Annotated in this window: 22 protein-coding genes; 14 read left to right on the top strand and 8 right to left on the bottom strand. The window is 63.8% G+C overall.

Annotated elements, in window-relative coordinates:
- Nucleotides 1-19: 19 nt before the first annotated feature.
- The 4 genes from cyoD to cyoA are packed head-to-tail and all read right to left on the bottom strand — an operon-like array spanning nt 20 to nt 4,024.
- Nucleotides 20-448: a cytochrome o ubiquinol oxidase subunit IV gene (cyoD, locus tag NKI72_RS17255; RefSeq protein WP_352769325.1), complete on the bottom strand. Its 429-nt coding sequence runs from the start codon at nt 446-448 to the stop codon at nt 20-22.
- The gene (cyoC, locus tag NKI72_RS17250) at nt 445-1,095 is read right to left on the bottom strand and encodes a cytochrome o ubiquinol oxidase subunit III (protein ID WP_352449535.1); all 651 of its coding nucleotides are present in this window, start codon (nt 1,093-1,095) and stop codon (nt 445-447) included. The genes cyoD and cyoC overlap by 4 nt, the downstream gene beginning before the upstream one ends.
- Nucleotides 1,092-3,098: a cytochrome o ubiquinol oxidase subunit I gene (cyoB, locus tag NKI72_RS17245; protein ID WP_352836144.1), complete on the bottom strand. Its 2,007-nt coding sequence runs from the start codon at nt 3,096-3,098 to the stop codon at nt 1,092-1,094. Before cyoB ends, cyoC begins: the two co-directional genes overlap by 4 nt.
- A 2-nt stretch (nt 3,099-3,100) precedes the next feature.
- Entirely contained in the window at nt 3,101-4,024 is a 924-nt protein-coding gene (gene cyoA, locus NKI72_RS17240; protein ID WP_352539884.1) for a ubiquinol oxidase subunit II, read from the bottom strand.
- Between the two features lie 609 nt (nt 4,025-4,633).
- Between cyoA and NKI72_RS17235 the strand changes: the two genes are divergently transcribed.
- From NKI72_RS17235 to NKI72_RS17185, 11 genes are all read left to right on the top strand, one after another.
- Nucleotides 4,634-5,776 carry an ABC transporter substrate-binding protein gene (locus NKI72_RS17235; RefSeq protein WP_352615127.1) on the top strand — a complete coding sequence of 381 codons (1,143 nt, stop codon included), beginning with the start codon at nt 4,634-4,636 and terminating at the stop codon, nt 5,774-5,776.
- Complete coding sequence (locus NKI72_RS17230) at nt 5,776-6,627, top strand: IclR family transcriptional regulator (RefSeq protein WP_352615125.1); 852 nt, start codon at nt 5,776-5,778, stop codon at nt 6,625-6,627. Before NKI72_RS17235 ends, NKI72_RS17230 begins: the two co-directional genes overlap by 1 nt.
- Before the next feature lie 23 nt (nt 6,628-6,650).
- Nucleotides 6,651-7,682, top strand: a complete 1,032-nt coding sequence (locus NKI72_RS17225; protein ID WP_352473034.1) for a sugar ABC transporter substrate-binding protein — start codon at nt 6,651-6,653, stop codon at nt 7,680-7,682.
- 141 nt (nt 7,683-7,823) lie between these two features.
- Nucleotides 7,824-8,807 (top strand): ABC transporter permease, encoded by a 984-nt coding sequence (locus NKI72_RS17220; RefSeq protein ID WP_352539886.1) that lies wholly within the window; start codon nt 7,824-7,826, stop codon nt 8,805-8,807.
- The gene (locus NKI72_RS17215; protein ID WP_352615123.1) at nt 8,797-10,329 is read left to right on the top strand and encodes a sugar ABC transporter ATP-binding protein; all 1,533 of its coding nucleotides are present in this window, start codon (nt 8,797-8,799) and stop codon (nt 10,327-10,329) included. Before NKI72_RS17220 ends, NKI72_RS17215 begins: the two co-directional genes overlap by 11 nt.
- 30 nt (nt 10,330-10,359) lie before the next feature.
- Complete coding sequence (locus tag NKI72_RS17210) at nt 10,360-11,355, top strand: ABC transporter permease (RefSeq protein WP_352836141.1); 996 nt, start codon at nt 10,360-10,362, stop codon at nt 11,353-11,355.
- A 1-nt stretch (nt 11,356) separates the two neighbouring features.
- Nucleotides 11,357-12,142 (top strand): SDR family NAD(P)-dependent oxidoreductase, encoded by a 786-nt coding sequence (locus NKI72_RS17205; RefSeq protein WP_023677038.1) that lies wholly within the window; start codon nt 11,357-11,359, stop codon nt 12,140-12,142.
- Between the two features lie 18 nt (nt 12,143-12,160).
- Entirely contained in the window at nt 12,161-13,366 is a 1,206-nt protein-coding gene (locus tag NKI72_RS17200; RefSeq protein ID WP_352615121.1) for a CaiB/BaiF CoA transferase family protein, read from the top strand.
- Nucleotides 13,367-13,368: 2 nt separating this feature from the next.
- Nucleotides 13,369-14,157 (top strand): enoyl-CoA hydratase/isomerase family protein, encoded by a 789-nt coding sequence (locus tag NKI72_RS17195; protein WP_352615119.1) that lies wholly within the window; start codon nt 13,369-13,371, stop codon nt 14,155-14,157.
- Nucleotides 14,154-15,929 carry a CoA-transferase gene (locus NKI72_RS17190; RefSeq protein ID WP_352836138.1) on the top strand — a complete coding sequence of 592 codons (1,776 nt, stop codon included), beginning with the start codon at nt 14,154-14,156 and terminating at the stop codon, nt 15,927-15,929. The genes NKI72_RS17195 and NKI72_RS17190 overlap by 4 nt, the downstream gene beginning before the upstream one ends.
- Nucleotides 15,930-15,940: 11 nt before the next feature.
- Entirely contained in the window at nt 15,941-16,774 is an 834-nt protein-coding gene (locus NKI72_RS17185; RefSeq protein WP_352836135.1) for an SMP-30/gluconolactonase/LRE family protein, read from the top strand.
- A 26-nt stretch (nt 16,775-16,800) separates the two neighbouring features.
- Here the strand turns inward: NKI72_RS17185 and NKI72_RS17180 are convergent, their stop codons facing one another.
- Entirely contained in the window at nt 16,801-17,142 is a 342-nt protein-coding gene (locus tag NKI72_RS17180) for an antibiotic biosynthesis monooxygenase family protein (RefSeq protein ID WP_352539894.1), read from the bottom strand.
- A 170-nt stretch (nt 17,143-17,312) separates the two neighbouring features.
- Complete coding sequence (locus tag NKI72_RS17175; RefSeq protein WP_352836132.1) at nt 17,313-17,843, bottom strand: EF-hand domain-containing protein; 531 nt, start codon at nt 17,841-17,843, stop codon at nt 17,313-17,315.
- Nucleotides 17,844-18,000: 157 nt separating this feature from the next.
- Here NKI72_RS17175 and NKI72_RS17170 point away from each other — a divergent pair, with 157 nt between their 5' ends.
- Nucleotides 18,001-18,267 carry a DUF3606 domain-containing protein gene (locus NKI72_RS17170; protein ID WP_352455899.1) on the top strand — a complete coding sequence of 89 codons (267 nt, stop codon included), beginning with the start codon at nt 18,001-18,003 and terminating at the stop codon, nt 18,265-18,267.
- 36 nt (nt 18,268-18,303) lie between these two features.
- Here NKI72_RS17170 and NKI72_RS17165 read toward each other — a convergent pair whose 3' ends face one another.
- Entirely contained in the window at nt 18,304-18,852 is a 549-nt protein-coding gene (locus NKI72_RS17165; protein WP_352615109.1) for a DNA-3-methyladenine glycosylase, read from the bottom strand.
- A 101-nt stretch (nt 18,853-18,953) separates the two neighbouring features.
- A complete protein-coding gene (locus tag NKI72_RS17160; RefSeq protein ID WP_352615107.1) occupies nt 18,954-19,283 on the bottom strand; it encodes a hypothetical protein in 330 nt (109 codons plus the stop codon).
- 257 nt (nt 19,284-19,540) lie between these two features.
- Between NKI72_RS17160 and NKI72_RS17155 the strand changes: the two genes are divergently transcribed.
- Complete coding sequence (locus NKI72_RS17155) at nt 19,541-20,068, top strand: metallophosphoesterase (protein WP_502898628.1); 528 nt, start codon at nt 19,541-19,543, stop codon at nt 20,066-20,068.
- 50 nt (nt 20,069-20,118) lie between these two features.
- Entirely contained in the window at nt 20,119-21,417 is a 1,299-nt protein-coding gene (locus NKI72_RS17150; RefSeq protein WP_352539900.1) for a cytochrome P450, read from the top strand.
- The last annotated feature ends 8 nt before the right edge of the window (nt 21,418-21,425 follow it).

Genomic DNA, 21,425 nt, shown 5'->3' with positions numbered 1-21,425 from the left:
TGCGCTGCGCCTCACATCGCTAGCGGTTCATGTTCATGGTCGCATTCATCGGCATCAAATTGTGGTCGAGATTGGCCATGATCCAGATCGAGCCGCCGATCACCAGAACTACGATCAGCACGCCGAAGGCAAGCGCCAGGGCGTTGTTGGTGTTGTCCGGTCCCGTCGTGATGTGCAGGAAGAAGACGAGATGGACGCCCATCTGGGCGATCGCCAGCACGACCAGCGCCACCGGAATGCCGGGTGCCCATATCAGGTTGGTTCCGGGCAACCAGAACGAGGCGATGGTCAGCAGCGTTGCCAGCCCGAGGCCGATCACATAGCCGCGTAGCCCGGATCCGACCTCGGTGTCGCCGAGGTATTCGTCACCCGGCGCCGTATCGATGTCGTAGCGCTCCAGCCCATCGGTGTCGCGCCGTTGCGCGTGGCGATCGTCCGCATTGCTCATCGACTTGCTCCCAGGAGATAGACCACCGTGAACAGGGCGACCCAGATGATGTCGAGGGCGTGCCAGAACAGGCTGAAACACATGAAACGCCGAAGAATATCGTCGCGGAATCCCTTGGCGAAGATCTGCGCCATCATCGTGAGCAGCCACAGCAGCCCCGCCGTGACGTGAAGGCCATGGCATCCAACCAGCGTGAAGAACGCCGACAGGAAAGCGCTGCGCGTCGGTCCGGCACCGCTGGCAACCATATGCGCGAACTCGCGCAACTCGAGCAGGATGAAGCTGGCGCCGAGCACGAAGGTGACAGCCATCGCGACATAGAACCAGGAGCTTCGCCGCGCTGTCACGGCGAGGCTGGCGAGACCGCAGGTGAAGCTCGACAACAGCAAAGCGGCCGTCTCGATCGCGACGTTGCGCAGGTCGAACAGCTCGGCTCCGCTTGGTCCGCCCGCCGTCTTGCCCGCCAGCACCGCATAGGCCGCGAAGAAGGCCGAGAACATCACGATGTCGCTCAGAAGGAAGATCCAGAAGCCGTAGCCCACGACGATCCGGATCGGTGCCGGGCCGCCGTCTCCGTGGCCGGGTGCATGGCCGTGCCCGCCATGGAGGCGGTAGGGGTCACGCTCTCGAACGTCGATCGCGGTCATGGCCTTGGCCCCGTGTAAGTGGCCAGCGCCTCGCGGCGCGCACTTCGGTTGGCGCGGTCGATCCGGGCGACTTCGGCGGCAGGAATGACGTATTCGGGGATGTCGCGCCACGCGAATACGACGAAGGTGGCCAAAGCACCGAGCGCGCCGAGCGCCACCATCCACCAGATGTGCCAGATGAGGGCAAAACCCATCACGGTCGCAAAGAAGGCGCAGATGAACCCGGTGGGACTGTTGCGGGGCATCTCGATCGGCTCGTAGTCAGGCTCGTCGCGCAGCCGGTTTTGCTCGCGTGCCCGCTGCTTGATGCTCCAGTAGGGCTCTTCGCCCTCGACATGCGGAAGCGCGGCGAAGTTGAAGACCGGCGGCGGCGAGGGCGTGGCCCATTCCAGCGAGCGGCCGTCCCAGGGATCTCCGGTGGCGTCGCGAAGCGCCGCGCGCTGCCGGATGCTGACGACGAGTTGTACGATCTGCGCGACCACGCCGGCGGTGGTGATCAACATGCCGACGCCGGCAACCAGCACCCACGGATGCCAGGCCGGCACGTCGAAATGCTGCATGCGGCGGGTCATGCCGAGCAGGCCGACAGTGTAGAGGGGCACGAAGGTGGCGTAGAACCCGATCAGCGTCAGCCAGAAGGCCAGCTTGCCCCAGCCCTCGTGCAGCCGGAAGCCGAATGCCTTGGGAAACCAGTAGGTATATCCCGCGAAGGCGCCGAACAGCACGCCGCCGATGATGACGTTGTGGAAATGCGCCACCAGGAACAGGCTGTTGTGGAGCAGGAAATCGGCTGGTGGCACCGCCAGCAACACACCCGTCATGCCGCCGATGACGAATGTCACCATAAAGCCCAGCGACCACAGCATTGGCGTCGCGAAGCGGATGCGGCCGCCATACATGGTGAACATCCAGTTATAGATCTTCACGCCGGTACCGACAGCGATGATGCTGGTGGCGATGCCGAACGCGGCGTTGACGTCGGCGCCGGCGCCCATCGTGAAGAAGTGGTGCACCCACACCATGAAGGAGACGATGCAGATGAAGAGCGTCGCGGCCACCATCGAGCGGTAGCCGAACAGCGGCTTGCTGGAGAAGGTGGAGATGACCTCCGAGAAGATGCCGAACGCCGGCAGGACGAGGATGTAGACCTCGGGATGGCCCCAGGCCCAGATCAGGTTCACGAACATCAGCATGTTGCCGCCAGCTTCATTGGTGAAGAAATGAAAGCCGAAATAGCGGTCGAGCGTCAGCATCGCGAGCGTGGCGGTGAGGATCGGGAAGGCGGCGACGATGAGCAGGCTGGCGGCAAGTGAGGTCCAGCAGAACATCGACATCCTGAGGTAACTCATGCCGGGCGACCGCATCTTCAGGATCGTGGTGACGAAATTGATCCCGGTGAGCAGCGTTCCGACGCCCGCTATCTGCACGGCCCACAGATAATAGTCGACGCCAACGCCCGGCGAATAGGCGGTCTCGCTGAGCGGCGGATAGGGAAGCCATCCGGTACGCGCGAATTCACCGATCACCAGCGAGATGTTGACCAGCAGCGCACCGGTGGCGGTGAGCCAGAAACTCACCGAGTTGAGCGTCGGAAAGGCAACGTCTCGGACGCCGAGCTGCAGCGGCACGACCAGGTTCATCAGGCCGATGACGAACGGCATCGCCCCGAAAAAGATCATGATGGTGCCGTGGGCGGAAAAGACCTGGTTGAAGTGGTCGGGCGGCAGATAGCCGGGCGCCTGGAAGGCGAGGGCCTGCTGCGACCGCATCATGACGGCGTCGCTGAAGCCGCGCAGCAGCATCAGCAGCGCCAGCAGCGTGTACATGACGCCAATCCGCTTGTGATCGACGCTGGTGATCCATTCGCGCCAGAGATAGGGGAAATGGCCGGCCAGGAAGACCCAGGCCAGCACGCCGAGGATTGCCAGGGCGACGACCGCCGAGGCGATCATCGGCAGAGGCTGATCGAACGGAATGACGTCCCAGCTCAATTTTCCGAGCATTGTCAGCCTCCTGCCTTGGGCGATACGCTCGGCCCGGGGCGACCGGCCTGGGGGCCGGGCGCGGGTGGAACGCCCTGCGTCGCGATTTCGTGGAAAAGGTCCGGCTCGACCGAGCGATAGGTCGAAGGCGGCACGTCGATGCTCTGTCTGGCCAGTTCCTGGTAGCTGGCCTTGTCGAGTGCCTGTCCCTGGCTTCGCGCCGAATTGACGAACGCCTCGAAGGCATCGGCCGCGACGGCATGCAGCACGAATTGCATGCCTGGAAAACCGTCACCGCTGAAATGGGCCGACCGCCCATAGAATTCGCCCGGCTGATCCGCCTGCAGGTGAAGCTGCGTCGTCATGCCGTTCATCGTGTAGATCATGCCGCCGAGCTGAGGCACGAAGAACGCATTCATGACGCTTGCCGAGGTAAGCGAGAAATGCACCGGCCTGCCCGCCGGCACCACAAGCTGGTTGATGCTCGCGACATTCTGCTCGGGGTAGATGAACAGCCATTTCCAGTCGAGCGAGACGACCTGCACCTCAAACGGCCTTTGCTGGGAATCCAACGGCTTCATTGGGTCGAGGTCATGCGATCCGATCCAGATGATGCCGCTCAGAAACAGGATGACGAGGATGGGGATCGACCAGACTACCAGTTCGATGCGTCCGGAATAGGCCCATTCCGGCAGGTACCGCGCTCTTGTGTTGGTTTCCCGGAACCACCAGGCAAAGCCGAGCGTCGCCACGATCGTCGGGATGACGATGGCCAGCATGATAGCGACCGAATTGAGCAGGATCGTCCGCTGCGCCGCCCCCACCGGCCCTTGCGGATCGAGCACGCCGCCCTGGCAGCCGGCAAGCAGCGCGGCAACAAGCATCGTCGCGCCGACGCGGCCAACACGGATGGCGGCACAATTTCGAACGATCGCCCTCAGCAGCATGACATCTCGCCGTTTCCTGAAAACCGATGGAACGTTGCAGGCAGCGTGGCTGCCAACCCCCGAATGTGCGCGCCGGTGTGCTCCTGGCGACAGTTTCTTCACGCACGGGGCTCCGGCTGGCAGAACCACACGCGGCGGACGTCATCGTTAAGCGGTCAACCTGTCGAGAACCCTCCAAATCCTAAAAACCAGCGGCAAATCCCAAGCAACCAGAGCCAAATCCTAAGAAATCAGAAACAGTGCCCAGATCGAAGTTATCGCCAGAAACGTGGCGAATGCCAAGGCGGTAAACCGGTTCATGGCCCCGCCCACGGTTGGTCCATTTAGTCCGCTCCCTGCGACGTGGCTGCTGATTCCAATGATGCTGCTCAAGATGGTTGCGCCAACCGAACGAATGTTCGTCGCGAAAGTTCCAAAAAGCCAGATCCGTCGCAGCCTTTGGTTGCAGGCCGGCGGCAACGCGATGCGCACCAGGGATGGTTGGGCGGCTTTCTCGCCAAGCGGAAGCGAGGACTGGCTTTGCGTATGTAAAAACTACTTGTCTAGGTGAAAATAGTTGCTACTAATCGGCTGGGCCGGCGCATGGCCGCCTCTGGGAGGAATTTCGGCATGACAAGACTGCGGGGCCTCGCGTGGGATCACCGACGCTGCTGGGGTCCGCTCGACGCCAGCATCGGGCCGTATTGTGCCGCCAATCCCGGTCTTGAGATCGAATGGGACCGCCGCAGCCTCTATGAGTTCGGCGAGGGCGCGCTTGGTCCGGTGCTCGGCGCCTATGACCTTGTCGTGTTCGACCATCCGTTCATCGGCGATATTGCCGAAGGCGGGCTGATGGTGCCGTTCGATTTGTCGGCCGAGCAGCGCCACGGCTTCGAACGGGATTCGGTCGGCGCATCCTGGCAATCCTACGCAAGGGACGGGCTTCAATGGGCGTTGCCGATCGACGCCGCCTGTCAGGTTGCCTCGTATCGCCCCGATCTCCTGGAGCGCTACGGACCGCTGCCGCGCAGCCATGACGAGGTGCTGGAGCTCGGCCGGCGCGCCTTGAAGGACGGCAAATGGCTTGGGCTGCCGTTGGTGCCGACTGACGCCATGTGCCTGCTTTTGACGCTCGGTGGGCCCCGGGAAGACGGCGACGGGTTCATCGCCGGGGAAAAAATCGAGCGGGCCGTCGGGCAATTGCGCCAGCTTGCGGCGCTGTCGCATCCGAACTCGCCGAAATGGAACCCGATCCGTTGCTACGATCACATGATTGCGCATGACGACGTGGTCTACGTGCCGTTCGCCTTCGGCTACGTGAACTACGCCTCCAGGGCAGACAGGCCGTATCTGCGCTTCGCCGACGTGCCGACGCCGCGATCCGCCGGCGCCTTGCTCGGCGGCGCCGGCATCGGCGTCAGCGCCCAATCGAAACACAAGCAGGCAGCCATCGATTACGCGCTATTTCTGTGCTCGCCCGGCTATCAGCGCGGCGACTATGTGAAATCCGGCGGACAGCCGGGGTCGCTGGCGGCGTGGCAGGATACCGAGGTCAACGCGCTCTCGGGCGGCTTCTTCGCCTCGACGCTGGCGACGATCGAAGCCTCTTATCTGCGCCCGACCCATCCGGGCTTCATCAGCTTCTTCCGCCAATGCGCCCCTCATGCCGCGGCGGCGATCGCCGGCGAATTGCAGGCGGCCGAGCTCGCGGATCGGCTGAACCGGCTCTATCGCGAGACCAGGCATGGCCAGCCGCAACGGAGCGTCGCGTAATGGCCGCCGATATTGCCCAGATCGTCGACGAAGGCGAAAGCGGCCGCAACGGCTATCGGGTGCCCGCTGTGGAGAAGGCGCTCGACATACTGGAATTCATGGCTGCCAGCGGCGAGCCGCTGACCCAGACCGAGATCGCCACCGGAATGGGGCGCTCCATTCACGAGATCTACCGCATCCTGCTGCTGCTGGAGAAGCGCGGCTACATTTTCCGGACGCAATCGGACCGCTTCCGCCTGTCGCTGAAGCTGTTCGAACTGGCGCATATGCATCCGCCGGTGAACCGCCTGGTCGAATGCGCGCTGCCGGTGATGCGCGGCCTCGCCGCCAATGCCGACCAGAGCTGCCATCTGGTCGTGCGCGAAGGCGAGAGCGCACTGGTCGTGCTGCAGATCGATTCGCCTTTGCCGATGCGTTATTCGGTTGCCCTTGGCTCGCATTTCCCGATCCTCGAAACGAGCTCCGGCGCGGTGCTGCTGGCGCATTCGAGCCGCGCCGAGCGCGACCGCATCGTCGAACGGATCGTCGCTGCAGGCGAAGGCCAAGGCAGCCGGGCGGAAATCGAAGCGCGGCTGAACGAAGTCGCAAGGCTCGGCTATGAAATGCGCGCCTCGCTGGCTGTCGAGGGCTGCACCAACATTTCGATGCCGGTGCGCGACCATACCGGCGCCGTCATTGCCGCGCTCACCGTCCCCTTCCTGCCGCAAAAGGCCGCCCGCTTCGATCGCAGCACTGTGTTCGAGCGGACGAAGGCGGCGGCCGAGGCGATATCGTCGGCGCTGGGCGCGGGCGAAGCTGCCGCCTCTTCACGTGCCGACCCGGAACGGCGGGACTATCCGTTCAGCAACTGACAAGAAATACAGGGAGAAGAAACATGAACTGGTCCAAATCGATGCTGTTTGCCTCGGCGGCGGTGCTTGCTCTGAGCGCCGCCGCGGCACACGCCGAAAACATGCCGAAGCGCATCGGCTACGTCACCAACTACGCCACGCATGAGTGGTATCAGAACGTCATCAAGGGCATGCAGTCCCGCGCCAAGGAACTCGGTATCGAGCTCGAGGTGCAGGACGCCAATCTGGACGTTGCCAAGGAGGTCTCCGCCGCCGAAGATTTCATGGCCAAGGGCGTCGACGTCCTGATCATCACGCCCGTCAACGAGGAAGGCGTCGTGCCGCTGCTGCGCCAGGCGAAATCCAACAACGTTCCGGTCGTGCTCGAAGGCAATCCGGTCAAGGGCATGACCACAATGGTCGCGATCTGCGACTACGACACCGGCTACACCGCCGGCGTCGAAGCCGGCAAATACGCCAAGGAAAAGCTCGAAGCCAAAGCCAAGGTGATGAATGTCGGCCTGCCGCTGCTGTCCGCCACCGTGCTGCGGTCGCAGGGTTTCATGGATGGCCTCAAGACCATCATCCCCGACGCGGTCATGGTCCACGACCTCGACGGCGGCGGCAATCCCGATCGCGCGCTCGAAGTCTCTTCGGCGGCTCTTGCCAAGAACGCCGACATCAACATCATCTACGGCATCAACGATTCCTCTTCGCTCGGCGGCCTTCAGGCCTGGAAAGCGGCCGGCAAGTCGCAGGACGGCCTCTTGACTGTCGGCACCGGCGGCGAAGGCCTCGCCTTCATCAATGCGATGCAGAACGAGCCGTCCTACCGCATCGAGGCCGCGATGTTCCCGGAAAAGGAAGGCTACACCGCCATCGATGCAGCGGTTAAGCTCTTCAATGGCGAAGAGGTGCCGGAACACATCGTCAGCCCGACCGCGCCGATGAACGGCGACGACTGGAAGAAGTTCTACGACTACGATGGCACCACACGCAAAATCAAATGGGATGCCGTCAATGCGCTTCAGCCACCGGAAAAATGCATGAAAACTTCCGCCGATCTGAAGAAGTAAGGATTCCGGGTAGCCCTTCCCGCCCGGCGGGAAGGGCGGCGGATCGGATATGCCGAACGGCAAAACAGGGCGACCGTCCTGTTTTGGCCGGCAGTTTCCAGATGGCGACGGCACCGATACGGGCCCGGAAATGAAATGGACATGAGCGAGCTTACGCAATCCTCTGCGCCAAGGCGTTTCATCGGCGGCCAGCTGCTGGGCAGCAGCCAGCTGGTGCTCGGCGTGATCCTGGCCGTGCTCTGCATCGCCATCTCGATTGCCGCGCCGCAATTCTATTCCGAGGCCAACATCATCGCCATCCTGCGCCAATGCGCGCTGGTGCTGATCGTTGCCTCCGGCATGACGATGCTGATCATCACTGCGGAAGTCGACCTGTCGGTCGGTGCATCGCTGGCTTTTGTCGGCTGCATCGGCATGGCCGTGCTCAATTCAACGCACAGCCTGACGCTCGGGTTGCTGGCGGCGCTCGTCTTTTCAGGCGCGGTCGGCCTTTTCAACGGCCTCGTCGTCACCAGCCTCAAGGTGAACTCGCTGATCGCCACCATCGGCACCATGATGATGCTGCAGGGCGGCGTTTACCTGTTCACCCGCGAGGCGGTGCAGAACCACCACCGGCTTGCCGGCTTCACCGATCTCGGCGCTGGCTATATCGGCGCGATCCCGCTGCCCGTGGTCGTTGCCGCGGTGATTTTCGCGCTGGCCGCGGCAACGCTGCGCTTCACCACGCTCGGCCGTTATCTCTACGCTGTCGGCGCCAACGAGCGCGCGGTTCGTCTCTCCGGCGTGCGCTCGCAACGGCTGAAACTGTTCGCCTTCGTCGTCACCGGCCTGTGCGTCGGCGTCGCCGGCATGATCCTGTCGTCGCTGATGAATGCCGGCCAGCCGACCGCTGGCCGCGGCTTCGAGCTGACGGTGATTGCCGCCGTCATCCTCGGCGGCACCAGCCTGCTTGGCGGCCGCGGCTCGCTGCTTGGCACGTTGCTGGGCGTGCTGGTGCTGAAGGTCATCGACAACGGCATCATCATCCTCGGCTGGAACCAGGACCTGCAGATGGTGGTGCCCGGCATCGTCATCATCCTGGCGACCTATCTCGACATCGTGCGGAACAGAGCCAATGTCGGTTGATTTCCTTCACCCCGGCGAAACCGTGGCTGTCGACAAAAGCGTGCCGGCGCTGGAGATGCGCGGCATCGGCAAGCGTTTTCCCGGCGTGATGGCGCTGGACAATGTCGATCTGACCTTGGAACCCGGCAAAATCCATGCCCTGATGGGCGAGAACGGCGCCGGCAAGTCGACGCTGATCAAGATCATGGCCGGGGTCTACGGCAAGGATGCCGGCACCATCCGCCTGCGCGGCCGCGAGGCCGACATCAAGTCGCCGCGCGATAGCCTGAAAGAGGGCATCAAGGTGGTGTTCCAGGAGATCGCGCTGATCGCCGAATTCAGCGTCGCCGAAAACATCTTCCTCGAAGGCTATCCGACCGGCAAAGGCGGCTCGATCGACTGGAAGAAGATCCGTGCCGATGCGGCCGCTCTGTTCAAGCGTATCGGCTTCAACGTCGACCCGGCGGCGCGCACGGGATCGCTGCCGGTCAGCCAGCAGCAGATGGTCGAGATCGCCCGCGCACTCGCCCATGAGGCCCGCGTCGTGGTGATGGACGAGCCGACCTCCTCGCTGACGCCTAACGAGGTCTCGCTGCTGTTCACCGTCATCCGCCGGCTGGCCGCGCTGGGCATCGCGGTGCTCTATGTCAGCCACAAGCTCGACGAGGTCTTCGAGATCGCCGACACCGTGACCGTGCTGCGCGACGGCCGCCACGTCTCGACCAGGCCGATCGGCCAACATACCAACGACACGCTGATCCAGGACATGATCGGCCGGCGCATCGAAAACCTGTTCCCGCGCAAGCGCGGCGCGCCGGGCAGCAAGGTCGCGCTTTCCGTTGAAGGACTCAGCACCGCCAAGAAGCTGAAGGATGTGTCGTTCGAGGCGCATGCCGGCGAAGTCCTCGGCTTCTTCGGCCTGATGGGCGCCGGCCGGACCGAGCTCGCCAAGGCCATCGTCGGCTACGACCCGATCACTTCCGGCGCCATTTCGGTCGATGGCAGCCGGCTGCTGCCGCACGAAACGCACACCGGCGTCCGGCTCGGCATCGGCCTGCTCACCGAGGACCGCAAGAGCGAGGGGCTGATGGGCGAGTTGCCGGTCTACCAGAATGCCAGCCTCGCCTCACTCGGCGCCTTCGCCAGAATGGGCTTCGTCGACAAGGTCAGCGAACGCAAGGCGGTGCAGGACTATGTCGACCGTTTCCGCATCCGGACGCCCAGCCTGTTCCAGCAGGTCAAGAACCTGTCCGGCGGCAATCAGCAGAAAGTGCTGATCTCGCGCTGGCTGATGCGAGGCTTGAAGGTGATCGTCGTCGACGAGCCGACCCGCGGCATCGACGTCGGCGCCAAGTCGGAGATTTTTGCGCTCATCGACCGGCTCGCCGGCGAAGGCCTGGCGGTCGTCATGATGACGTCCGAAATGCCCGAGCTGCTGGGGCTTGCCGACCGCATCGCGGTGATGTGCGAAGGCCGCCTCACCGCGATCATGCCTCGCGACGAGGCCACGCAGGAGAACATCCTCAATGCGGCAATCGGCTAAGACGATGACGCTTCGCAAAGGGACCAAGCGATGAGCCTGGCAAGCACCGACACCATGAAAGCTGGGCCGTCCATGCTGGCGCGGCTCGTCGCGCGGCAGGAATTGGCATTGCTCCTCTGCCTCATCCTGGTGATCGCGTTCTTTTCCTTCACCGCCGAGAATTTCTTCTCCGTGCGCAACATCACCAATGTGCTCGGTCAGGCTTCGCTGGCGCTGACAGCCGGCATCGGCTGCGCCATCGTCTTCATATCAGGCGAGGTCGACATCTCGATCGGCTCGCTGCTGGCGACGATCGCACTGCCGCTGATCATCATCATGAACGACACGAATTCTCTGCTGCTCGGCATCAGCGGCGCGCTGCTGTTCGGGCTGATCATCGGCGTCGTGAATGGCTATCTGACGGCCTATGCCGGCATCAACTCGCTGATCGTGACCCTGGGCACGATGTTCATCATGCGCGGCGGCGTTTATCTCTATACCGGCCAGCGTGCTATTCCAGACGACGCCGCGCTCGACAGCTTCATCGCGCTGTCGGACGGCCGCCTGTTCAACGTCGTTCCCTATTCGGCTGTCATCGCCATCGTCCTGCTCGCCGTCTTCGCCTACGTGATGCAGCACCGGCCGTTCGGACGGCAGATCTATGCCGTCGGCGGCAATCCGGAAGTGGCACGGCTGGCGGGTTACGACGTGCCCCGCGTCAAGTTCACCTGCTTCATCATCAGCGCGCTGCTGGCGACGGTAGCCGGCATCATCCTGGCAGCCCGCGTCGGTTCGGCGCAGCATACGGCCGGGCTGAATTTCGAGTTCCAGGTCGTCGCCGCCACCGTGCTCGGCGGGGTGAGCCTTGCCGGCGGCATAGGCAGCCTGACCGGCATGGCGCTCGGCGTGCTGATCCTGCAGTTCCTGTCCAACGGGCTGCGCGGTCTCGGCCTGCCGACCGAGTGGCAACTGGTCATCACCGGCATGATCATCATTGCCGCCGTCGCCTTCGACGAAGCAAAGCGCCGGCGCGCCATTGGAGGCTGATATGGATCGTCTCAAAGGGAAAACCGCAATCGTCACCGGCGCCGCCGACGGCATCGGCCACGCGATCAGCGAGGCGATGGCAAGGGAAGGCGCGCACGTCTTCCTCGGCGACATCGCCGACGAGAAGGGTGAAAAATTCGCAGCCGAGCTGCGCGCCGCCGGCCACCGCGCCGACTACATCCATTGCGACGTGGCGGAGGAGGCCGACATCGCCGCCCTGATCGACGCAGCCGTCGGCAAGACCGGCCATCTTGATATTCTCGTCAACAATGCCGCCATCGCCATCGGCGGCATGCCGGTTCACGAAATGAGCGACGAGCAGTGGCACCGGCTGATCGCGGTCAACCTTACCAGCGTGTTCCGCGGCTGCAAATATGCGCTGCCACATATGATCGCGCAGAAATCGGGCTCGATCATCAACATGGCCTCGGCACAAGGGCATATCGGGCTCGACGGCTGGACCGCCTATGCCGGCGCCAAGGGTGCGGTGATGGCGATGACGCGCCAGATGGCGGTCGAGTTCGGCCCGCTCAACATCCGCGTCAACTCGATCTCGCCCGGCACCATCAACACGCCGATGAACGACAAATTGGTCAAGGAGATCGGCGGCAATCTCGCCAAGGCCTGGGTCAAGATGCATCCGCTCGGCCGCATCGGCAAACCGTCCGAGGTGGCCGAAGCCGCCGTCTATCTGGCCTCCGACGCCGCCGGCTTCACCACCGGTACCGACCTGCGCGTCGACGGCGGCCTCACCGCGGCACCCCGCTACGTACCCGACCTGCTTTGACAACCAACGAGACATGAAATGAACAAAGCCCTCGAAGGCGTCCGCATTCTCGATTTCAGCCATCTGCTGCAAGGGCCGTTCGCCACGCAACTGCTCGGCGACATGGGCGCCGACATCATCAAGATCGAGCGTGCCGGCGCCGGCGACATGTTCCGCGGCATGACCTTCTTCGCCAAATGGGTCGGCGGCTCCGAAAGCCCGAATTTCCTCGCCTGGAACCGCAACAAGCGCTCCATCGCGCTCAACCTGAAAAGTCGCAAGGTGCATGCCATCATCATGGACATGGCTGAGAAGGCCGATGTGGTGGTGCAGAATTTCCGCCCCGGCGTGCTCGCCAGGCTCGGCTATGGCTACGAGGATTTCAGGGCGGTCAATCCCGCCATTATCTATTGCTCGGGCTCCGGCTATGGCGAGGAAGGCCCCTATGTCGAGCGCCCCGGCCAGGACATGCTGATCCAGGGGCTGTCCGGGTTGATCTCCAACACCGGCCGCGGCGATCAGGCTCCTGTTCCGGCCGGTGCCGGCCTGGCCGACCAGATCGGCGCCATGAACATGGTCTACGGCATCCTGTCGGCGCTCTACTATCGCGAGAAGACCGGCAAGGGCCAGAAGATCGAGGTCAATCTGCTCGCCGGCATGCTGGCGCATCTCAATCAGGAATATGTCGCCGTGCTCAATCTCGGTGAGGATTTCGTGCGCCCGAATTCCGGCATCGGCCACCCCGGCATGCAGGCGCCGTTCGGCGTCTATGAAGCGAAGGACGGCGGCTATGTGTCGATCGCCATGAGCCCGTTCAAGACGCTGTATGAAGTGCTGGAGGCGCCGCAGCTTGCTGTCTACGACGATCTGAAGACGCTGTTCGACAGGCGCGACGAGGTGTTCGACAAGGTCAACGCCGAAACCAGGAAGTTTGCCACGCAGGACCTGCTGGCGCGGCTGCTGGCAGCCGACATCTGGTGTGCCGAGGTGAAGGACATAAGGCGCGCAGCCGAGGACCCGCAGGTCAAGCACCTGGGCATGATCACCAGCTACGATCATCCCCGCGGCGGCAGGGTCAGGGTGGTCGCGCCGGCGGTCAAGATGAGTGAGACGCCGGCTACCATAGAGCGGCCGGCGCCGCTGGTCGGCCAGCATGGCCGCGAGATACTGGCCGAATTCGGCCTCTCCAGCGGCGAGATTGCAGCACTTGAGGCATCCGGCGACATGACCGTGGATGCTGCCTGACGATGAGCGTTTACCAGGCACTCACCTTGGAAATATCTGGGCGCGTCGCGGTCGTTACCTTCCGGCGCGCCGATCAGCTCAACGCCATGAACCGGCTGATGCAGAGCGAGATCACCGAGGTTTTCGAGGCGCTGTCGCGGGATGACGGGGTCGGCGCGATCGTGGTGACCGGCGAGGGGCGCGGCTTCATGGCCGGCGCCGACATCAAGGAATATGCCGCCCAGACAGCTATCGAGTTCGATGCCTTCCAGGCTGCCGGCACGCGCATGTATGCGGCGGTCGAGAACAACCGCAAGCCGGTCATCGCCGCGGTCAACGGCTTTGCGCTCGGCGGCGGCATGGAGCTGGTGCTGTGCTGCGACATCGTCATCGCCAACCAGTTCGCGAAGCTCGGCCTGCCCGAGATCAAGCTCGGGCTGGTCCCCGGCGGCGGCGGCACCCAGCGCAGCGTCCAGAAGCTCGGCCGCAACCGCGCCAATTTTCTGCTGATGACCGGCGCCATCGTGCCGGCTTCCGAGTTCGTCGGCGCCGGTCTGGTCAACGAGATCGTCGATGCCGAAAGGCTGATGCCGCGGGTGCGGGAACTCGCCGAGATGATCGCCGCCGAACCGGCCGCAGCGATCGAAGGGCTGAAAGCGCTGACCGTGCACGCCGTGTCGGGCGATCTGGCCGACGGCCTTGCCATGGAGCGCGATGTCCTGGGTGGCCTGTACCGCAGCGAGATCGGCCAGCGGCGCGTCAAGGAATTTGCTGAAAAGAGCGCGACGCGGCCGAAGAAGGCCGGGCAATGATCTCCCTGGTCAAGCCGAACCGGCCGCGCTTCACCGATGTCGAGGGCCTGGCCGCGATGGTCGGCGGCGGCGACGTCTTCGGTGTCGGTGGCCATCATTTTGCCCGGCTGCCGATCGCCTTGTTGCGGGCCATCGCCCGCTTGGGCGTCAAGGATCTTCGCTATGTCTGCTGGGCCGGCGGCCTGCCGCTCGAACTGCTTCTCGAAGCGAATGCCGTGGCGGAGGTCGATATCTGCTTTTCCAGCCTCGATATTTTTGGCTTGCCGCCGCGCTTCCGCGCGGCCGCCGAGACCAATGCCGTGCCGGTCCGCGACTGGACGGCGCTGGCCATGATCCAGGCGCTGCGGGCGGGGCAGCAGAACCTGCCGTTGATGCCGTTTCAGCTTCCGGAGGGTTCGGACATGCTGGCGCGCGTGCCGGGTGCGATCGCCGCGCCCGATCCGATCGCGGGAATCACGACCGGGATCATCCCGGCCTTGCGGCTCGATACCTTCGTCGTCCATGCCCAGCGTGCCGACGAGAGCGGCAATGTCCAGATCATCGGACCACGGGCGCTCGACTTCGCCATGGCCGGCGCGGCGCGCGAGGTGCTGGTCACGGTTGAGGAGATCGTCCCGGTCGGAGCGCTGCGGCATGATGGTCGGCAGAGCATTTTGACCCGCAACCAGGTGTCGGCGATCGCGCTGGCACCAGGCGGCGCCTATCCCGCCTCCTGCCTGCCATTCTATGTGACGGATTATCAAGCGTTGGCGGGGGCGTTCGCGGCCAAGGAAATACCTTTGCCGGACAGCCTGAGCATGCCTTCGGAAGGCGTGCCGGAGCGGGTTCAAGATGCTGCAAAAGTCCGCGCTGAAACAGTCCTCGCAATGCCCAGGCTCGTGCACGGCAACAAGGAGGCGTCCATCGACGAGATCATCGCCGCCCGCATCGCCGCTGAGCTTGACAATGAGAGCTTTGCAAGTGCCGGCGCGGTGTCGCCGCTCGCCAATGTCGCCTACCGGCTGGCCAAAGCGACGCACGCGCCGGACATGATCATCGCCACCATGAGTTGCGGCCATCTCGACATAGCACCGAGCCCGATGATCCTGTCGCTGATCGAAAGCCTCGATTGCGAGACGGCGGTGGCGCATGCCGGCGGCGACGACACCTATTCGACCTATTACCAGGCCGGCGCGGTGACGCATGAGATCGTCGGTGCCGCGCAGGTCGACCGCCGTGGGCGCGTCAACACCATTGCGCTGCGCAAGCGTGACGGCAGCCTTATCCGGCTGCCCGGGCAAGGCGGCATGGCCGACGTCGCCAACATGCATCGCGATTATCTGCTCTACGTCCCCCGCCATTCCGTGCAGTCGCTGGTCGAGACGGTCGAGATTGCCAGCTCGGCGCGCGGCCTGTTGACTGAGGCCGAACGCGAGCCGATGGGCTATCGGACCGGCGCGGCATTGGTGTTCACCGACCTTTGCGTGTTTCGGCTCGACGGGGAGAGCCGGCAATTGGCCGTCATCGAGACCATGCCGTGCGTGACGCGCCAGCAGCTCCAGGATGCCACCGGCTTTGCCCTGACATTCGATGCCGATTGCCGCGAAGTTGCGCTACCCTCAAACGAGACGCTCGACATCCTGCGAAACCGCATCGACCCGCTCGGCCTGCGGCGCCTCGAATTCGTCAGCGCCAGGGAGCGCAGCGCCCTGATCGCCGAGATCCTGGCCACCGACCGGCGGATGGTCGAGCGCTGCATCGCCGCACAGCGGTCGCATACTGCACCGGATTGAAGGGGGTGCGCATGGCAAAGCCGTTGCTCGAAATGTCGGCCGCGAGGGTCTTCTTCGATGGCATCTTCACCAGCCCGCGCATCGCCCATCCGGAAGGCGTGGCCATCCATTGCGACGGCTCGATCTGGTGCGGCACCGAAACCGGCGACCTGCTGCGCTTGGCCGCCGATGGCGGCTCGGTCGAACGCATGGGCGGTACGGAGGGCTTTCTGCTCGGCATCGCCTTCGATAGCGCGGGAAACTGTTTTGCATGCGATTTGAGACATTCGGCGATCTTTCGCTGGGATGCCGCGACGGCTGGTATGCAGCGCTTCGCCTCGGCCGGCATCCGCGTGCCGAACTATCCGATCGTCGACGAGACACGCGGCTGGCTCTACGTGTCGGACAGCCTCGGCGAAGACAACCGCTCCGGCATTTTTCGCTACGATTTGAAGACCGGCGAAGGCGGCCTGTGGTGCAGCGAGACCATGGCCTTCGCCAACGGCATGGCGATGGCGCCGGGTGGCGATGGGCTTTACGTCGTGGAAAGCCATGCGGCCTGCCTCAGCTATGTGCCAATCCGTGCCGACGGCACGGCAGGACCTCGCCAACTCGTCGTGGACGGCGTGAGCAACGTTCCCGATGGCGTCGCCTTGGCGCCGGACGGGTCGCTGTTCATCTCATGCTACGAGCCCAGCCGCATCTATCGTTGGCGAAAACACAGCGGGCTCGAGGTGCTGATCGAGGATCCGGCGGCAACGACGCTCGCCCACCCAACCAACATTGCCTTCAAGGGCGACAAGCTCTACACCGCAAATCTCGGCCGCTGGCACATCACCGAAATCGACTTGACGGCGATTTCCTAGATCGGGCCGAACCGGGCGGCGCTGCCCTATCCCAGCCGCCCGTGACTCGATCGGATGCGCAACACCTGCACCCGCGACGGCAGCTCGATCAGGAACTCTTCGTCCCGCTCGAGATGGTGGATTTTTGTCGGATCGCCGCCGGTGAGCGCCGCCATCGCCTCGACGTTTTCCCAATAGGAGATCGTCACGAATTCCGAATGGGTCGTCGTGTCCTCGCGAAAGGTCTGAACGCCCAGGGCCTTCTCGATCAGCGGCTTGATGCCGGCCTCGTAATTGTAACTCTCATAGGCATCCGCCTTTTCAGGCACGGTTCTGCCGCGCCAGATACGAGCGATGGTCGGGGATTTCTCTGTAGCTTTCTCTGTCATGGCCAATGAATTCCTGCTGGTCTGATTGGTCCGCGGCGTTCGGCAAGGCCAGCCAAGGAACGCATCTCCCCGGCTGGCAGCCTGGTATCCAGTTGCCGGCGACTTTTTATCCTCCCCGGCCGACGAGCTCGCGCTGCCCCAGACAGGCCTCCTGCCGACCGGTAGGAGACTTACTCCTGATCCTCGGCGCCGCCTCCGTGGAAGAAGGACCGGATTTCCTGCATGTCGACGCTGCCGTCACCGTCCTCATCGACGGCGTTGAATATTCGCCCGACGAAATCCTGGACTTCGCTCTGAGAAAGCGCGCCATCGCCGTCCGCATCTACTATGGCGAACATCATTCGCATCTTCGCGCCATGCATCCCGCGTGGAATGCCGCCGCGCCCTCCCATCTCCCACCCTCGCTCAGGCGGGCCCATCCTGTAGCCGCGATGCCAGCGGTCGGGACCTCGCCGTTCCTCCCGGGGCGCGCGATCTTCCTGCATTCTCTCCTCCAGCATCTCAGTCATCATCTGGCGCATCATATCGCGCATGGCATCCTGGCTCTGCCCGCTCATTGCGGGCGACTGTTCGGCGCCACGATCCGGCGCCGGCGCGGCGGGCGCAGGTGGGCTCGTCTGGCCGAATGCCGGCGCGGCCAACATGGCCAGCGCCGCAGCAATTACAGTGGTTTTGCTTGCGAGCGTCATCGTAATCTCCATCGTGTGAATTGTGGGCCGCTGCATCCAAGCCAAACCGGCTGCTCGCCTCATGGTTCCTGGGCAGTCCGGCTCGACGGCGCAAAAGTCCGCCTGGTCGCGGCAACGAAAGCCGCTTGCTCACGTTGCCATTGATGCAAAGCTCCACCAGGAGGAAAAAATGGCCGACGATAAGAGCAAGCGAGATTTCCGCGAGCGCGACCGCGTTGCTGCGGAAGACGACCGTGAAGTCGAGTATTTTGCCCAACAGAACGGCGTCACGGCCGACCAGGTCCGCCAGCTGATCAAGAGCTTCGGCAATGATCGCGGGCGCCTGACCGTAGCTGCGAAGGCATTGCGAGGGATTTCACCTGCCGGAGCCGACGAGGTGACCAGGGAAGCCCGCCAGCAGGCGACACCCATGCATCTCGGCAAACCCGACGAGTGATGCCGGGGGGCAACTGCTCTGCCGCTGCCGCGGGCATCAGAACTTGCGGCTCAAATAGTCCGAGCCGCGCAGTCCGAACCGCCACTCGGCATCGACAGCCTTGGAAATGCCGATCCGGCGGCCTGTCAGAACGGCGCCGGCTTCGCTCGGCGGCCTGAATTCGAATGGCGGCAGGTCCAGCGGCAGCCCGTCATAAGATTTGTCGATAGCCAGCGCCTGGCAAAGGCGGCCCGGTCCCGAGCAAAGCAGCCGGGGATCGTCAACGCGGCGATTGGCCCGCATCACCTCCAGCCCTAATCGCGGTTCGATTGCGCGGATAAGCACGGCACTGCCGGGCAGGCACACGGCATTGAGGCACCAATGCAGGCCATAGGAGCGATAGACATACGCGCTGCCCGGGGCGCCGAACATTGCGCCGTTGCGCACCGTCCTGCCACCGAAAGCATGCGAAGCCGGGTCATCCGGGCGATAGGCCTCGGTCTCGACGATGCTGCCGCCAACGCCGTGCAAAAGCAGCGAGGCGCCAATCATGTCGCGCGCCACGATGGTGGCGTCACGGGCAAAGAATTGATGGTTCGTAGCCAACGTGCACCGGACTGATCGCGCCTGGACCTGGCGCGACAACAAATTCTCGGACCGGAAGCAAAATGTCCAGCCACTGCGCCGCGGGTCTGGAACGGCTGTATTCAGCGCAGCATGGCCGCGCCGATGAAAACTGCAGCGGCCAGCACGACGATGGCGGCAATCACCATGACTGGCCCATATCTGCTCGGTTGGACGTCGGGCTCATCCGTCAGCGGGCGCATCGCATTGGCATAGCTCGCCTGGTTGGTAAACTTCGGCGTTTCATGGCGCGCGGCAGGGCTCTTCGGCGGAGCGTTGCCGGCGGATTCCGCGTCCGTTTCCATGGGAGCCGCAGCCGGATCGATGCCCGGGGTCTTGTCCCCTTCGCGCCCGGCGTCGATATCGCCCCGCGCCTGAGCCGGGCTTCGCCCAAGAGGTGCTGCGTCGGTCATCGTCGAGGTCCTTTCAGAGCATCGGCCTCAAGCATTCTAACCTGCGTCTCATTTCAAAGTTCCCCCGTTTCAAAATTCCCCGGTTCAAAGTTCCCCGGTTCAAAGTTCCCCCGTTTCAAAGTGCCAACGAGCGGAAACCGCCTGGGCCTGCTTCCAGGAACAACCGGCGATCGAGCGGGTTGAGCAAGCATCGGGAGAGCAACATGGACTTGGTGCGCCACGCGCCCAGATCGGCAGTTCGAAACAGGCTCCAGCGCATGATCTACTTCACCGCCGACACGCATTTCAGCGACCCGCGCATTTTGCGCATCGACCGCCGCCCGTTCGGCTCGCTGGCGGAACATGACCGGTCGCTCGTTGCGTTCTGGAACGAGACTGTCGGGCCGGACGACGAGGTCTGGCATCTCGGCGATTTTGCCAGGGGATCGGCCGCGTTCGTGTCGTCGCTTCTGGCGTCTCTTCATGGCAGCAAGCATTTGATCATCGGCAACAACGATGCTGCGGCCACCATCGAGGCCACAGGTTGGGCGAGCACGCAACACTACAAGGAGCTGGCGCTCGACGGCAGTCTGCTGATCCTTTGTCACTACCCTTTTCGCACCTGGAACCAGATCGGCAGGAAATCGATCGACCTGCATGGCCATTCCCACGGCAGGCTGACCCCGGTCACGCGCCAGTATGACGTCGGCGTCGACAGCTGGGATTTTCGTCCGGTCACGCTGACCACCATCCTTGCCAGCCGCGGCCAAAGGGCGGCGCGGCAAAGCCGTCAAAAAGTCGAGTGATCGAAAGTGCCGGCCGTGCGTTGAGGAATTTCAACGCCAGGGAGCACGCCATGAACAGACGTGAACTGATCGATGCCGACGGCGGCAAGCGTGTCGCAAAGCCCATCCCGCGCGATGCCGCGTTCGACAGCACCTTGGCCCTGCTGCGCGAGGGCTATGACTTCATTTCGGCCCGCTGCCGGCGCATGAACACCGACATCTTTGCGACGCGCCTGATGCTGCGGCCGGCAATCTGTGTCCGTGGTGCCGAGGCTGCCGAGATGTTTTATGGCGGCGACCACTTCACCCGAATTGGTGCGATGCCGCAGACCACGCTGCGTCTGCTGCAGGACAAGGGCAGCGTCCAGGCGCTCGACGGCGCCGCTCACCGCCACCGCAAGGCGCTTTTCCTGTCGATCCTGTTGGATGGTGACCAGATCGAGCGGCTCCGCGCAACCTTCCGTCGCGCCTGGCTCGACCAGCTGGAAGACTGGCAGCGGCGTGACGAGATCGTCCTGTTCGACGCCGTAAACCTCGTCCTGACCCAGGCGGCAGCGGCTTGGGCCGGCATCCCCGCCGACAAGGATCGCGCCGAACTCTGCCGCGAGCTCAGCGGCATGGTCGAGAACGCCGGCGGCATTGGGCCGTCGACCGTGCTGGCGCTGTGGCGGCGACGCCGGACCGAACGCACTATCGGCGAGCTTGTACGGCGCGTTCGAAGCGGCGCGCTTGATTTGCCGGCAAACAGCCCGGTCCGCCTGGTCAGCGAACATGTCGATGCCGAGGGAATGCCGCTCGATCTTGCCAGTGCCGCGGTCGAAATCATCAACATTATCCGTCCAATCGTCGCCATCGGCCGCTTCATCATGTTTGCGGCGCTGGCGCTTCACCAGCACCGCCAATGGTATGACAAGTTCGCCGCCGGCGATGACGACGGGCTGGAAGCCTTCGCCGAGGAGATTCGCCGGCTCTACCCGTTCTTCCCGTTCATCGGCGGCCGCGCCCGCCACCCCTTCGAATGGAAGGGCTACCGTTTCCACCAAGGCGACTGGGTCCTGCTCGACCTGCACGGCACCAACCATGATCCGCGCCTGTTTGTGGAGCCGGACCGATTTATCCCGGAGCGCGGCTTGAGCTGGAAAACCCACGGCTTCGACTTCATCCCGCATGGCGGCGGAGATCCGGCGACTACCCATCGCTGCCCCGGAGAAGCCGTCACCGTCGCGCTGATCATGGAAGCGGTTCGCCTGCTGACGCGGTCGATGGCCTACCAGGTGCCTGATCAGGATATGACCGTCTCGCTTGCCCGCATGCCGGCGCGGCCGAAATCCGGGTTCAGGATAGATAATGTGCGGCAAACACCCCGCTGAAAGGCTGC

The organism is Mesorhizobium sp. M0437 (genome assembly GCF_040321335.1).
Lineage (GTDB): Bacteria > Pseudomonadota > Alphaproteobacteria > Rhizobiales > Rhizobiaceae > Mesorhizobium.
The sequence above is the reverse complement of the archived record's forward strand: the minus strand, read 5'-3'. Positions and strand labels throughout refer to the sequence as shown.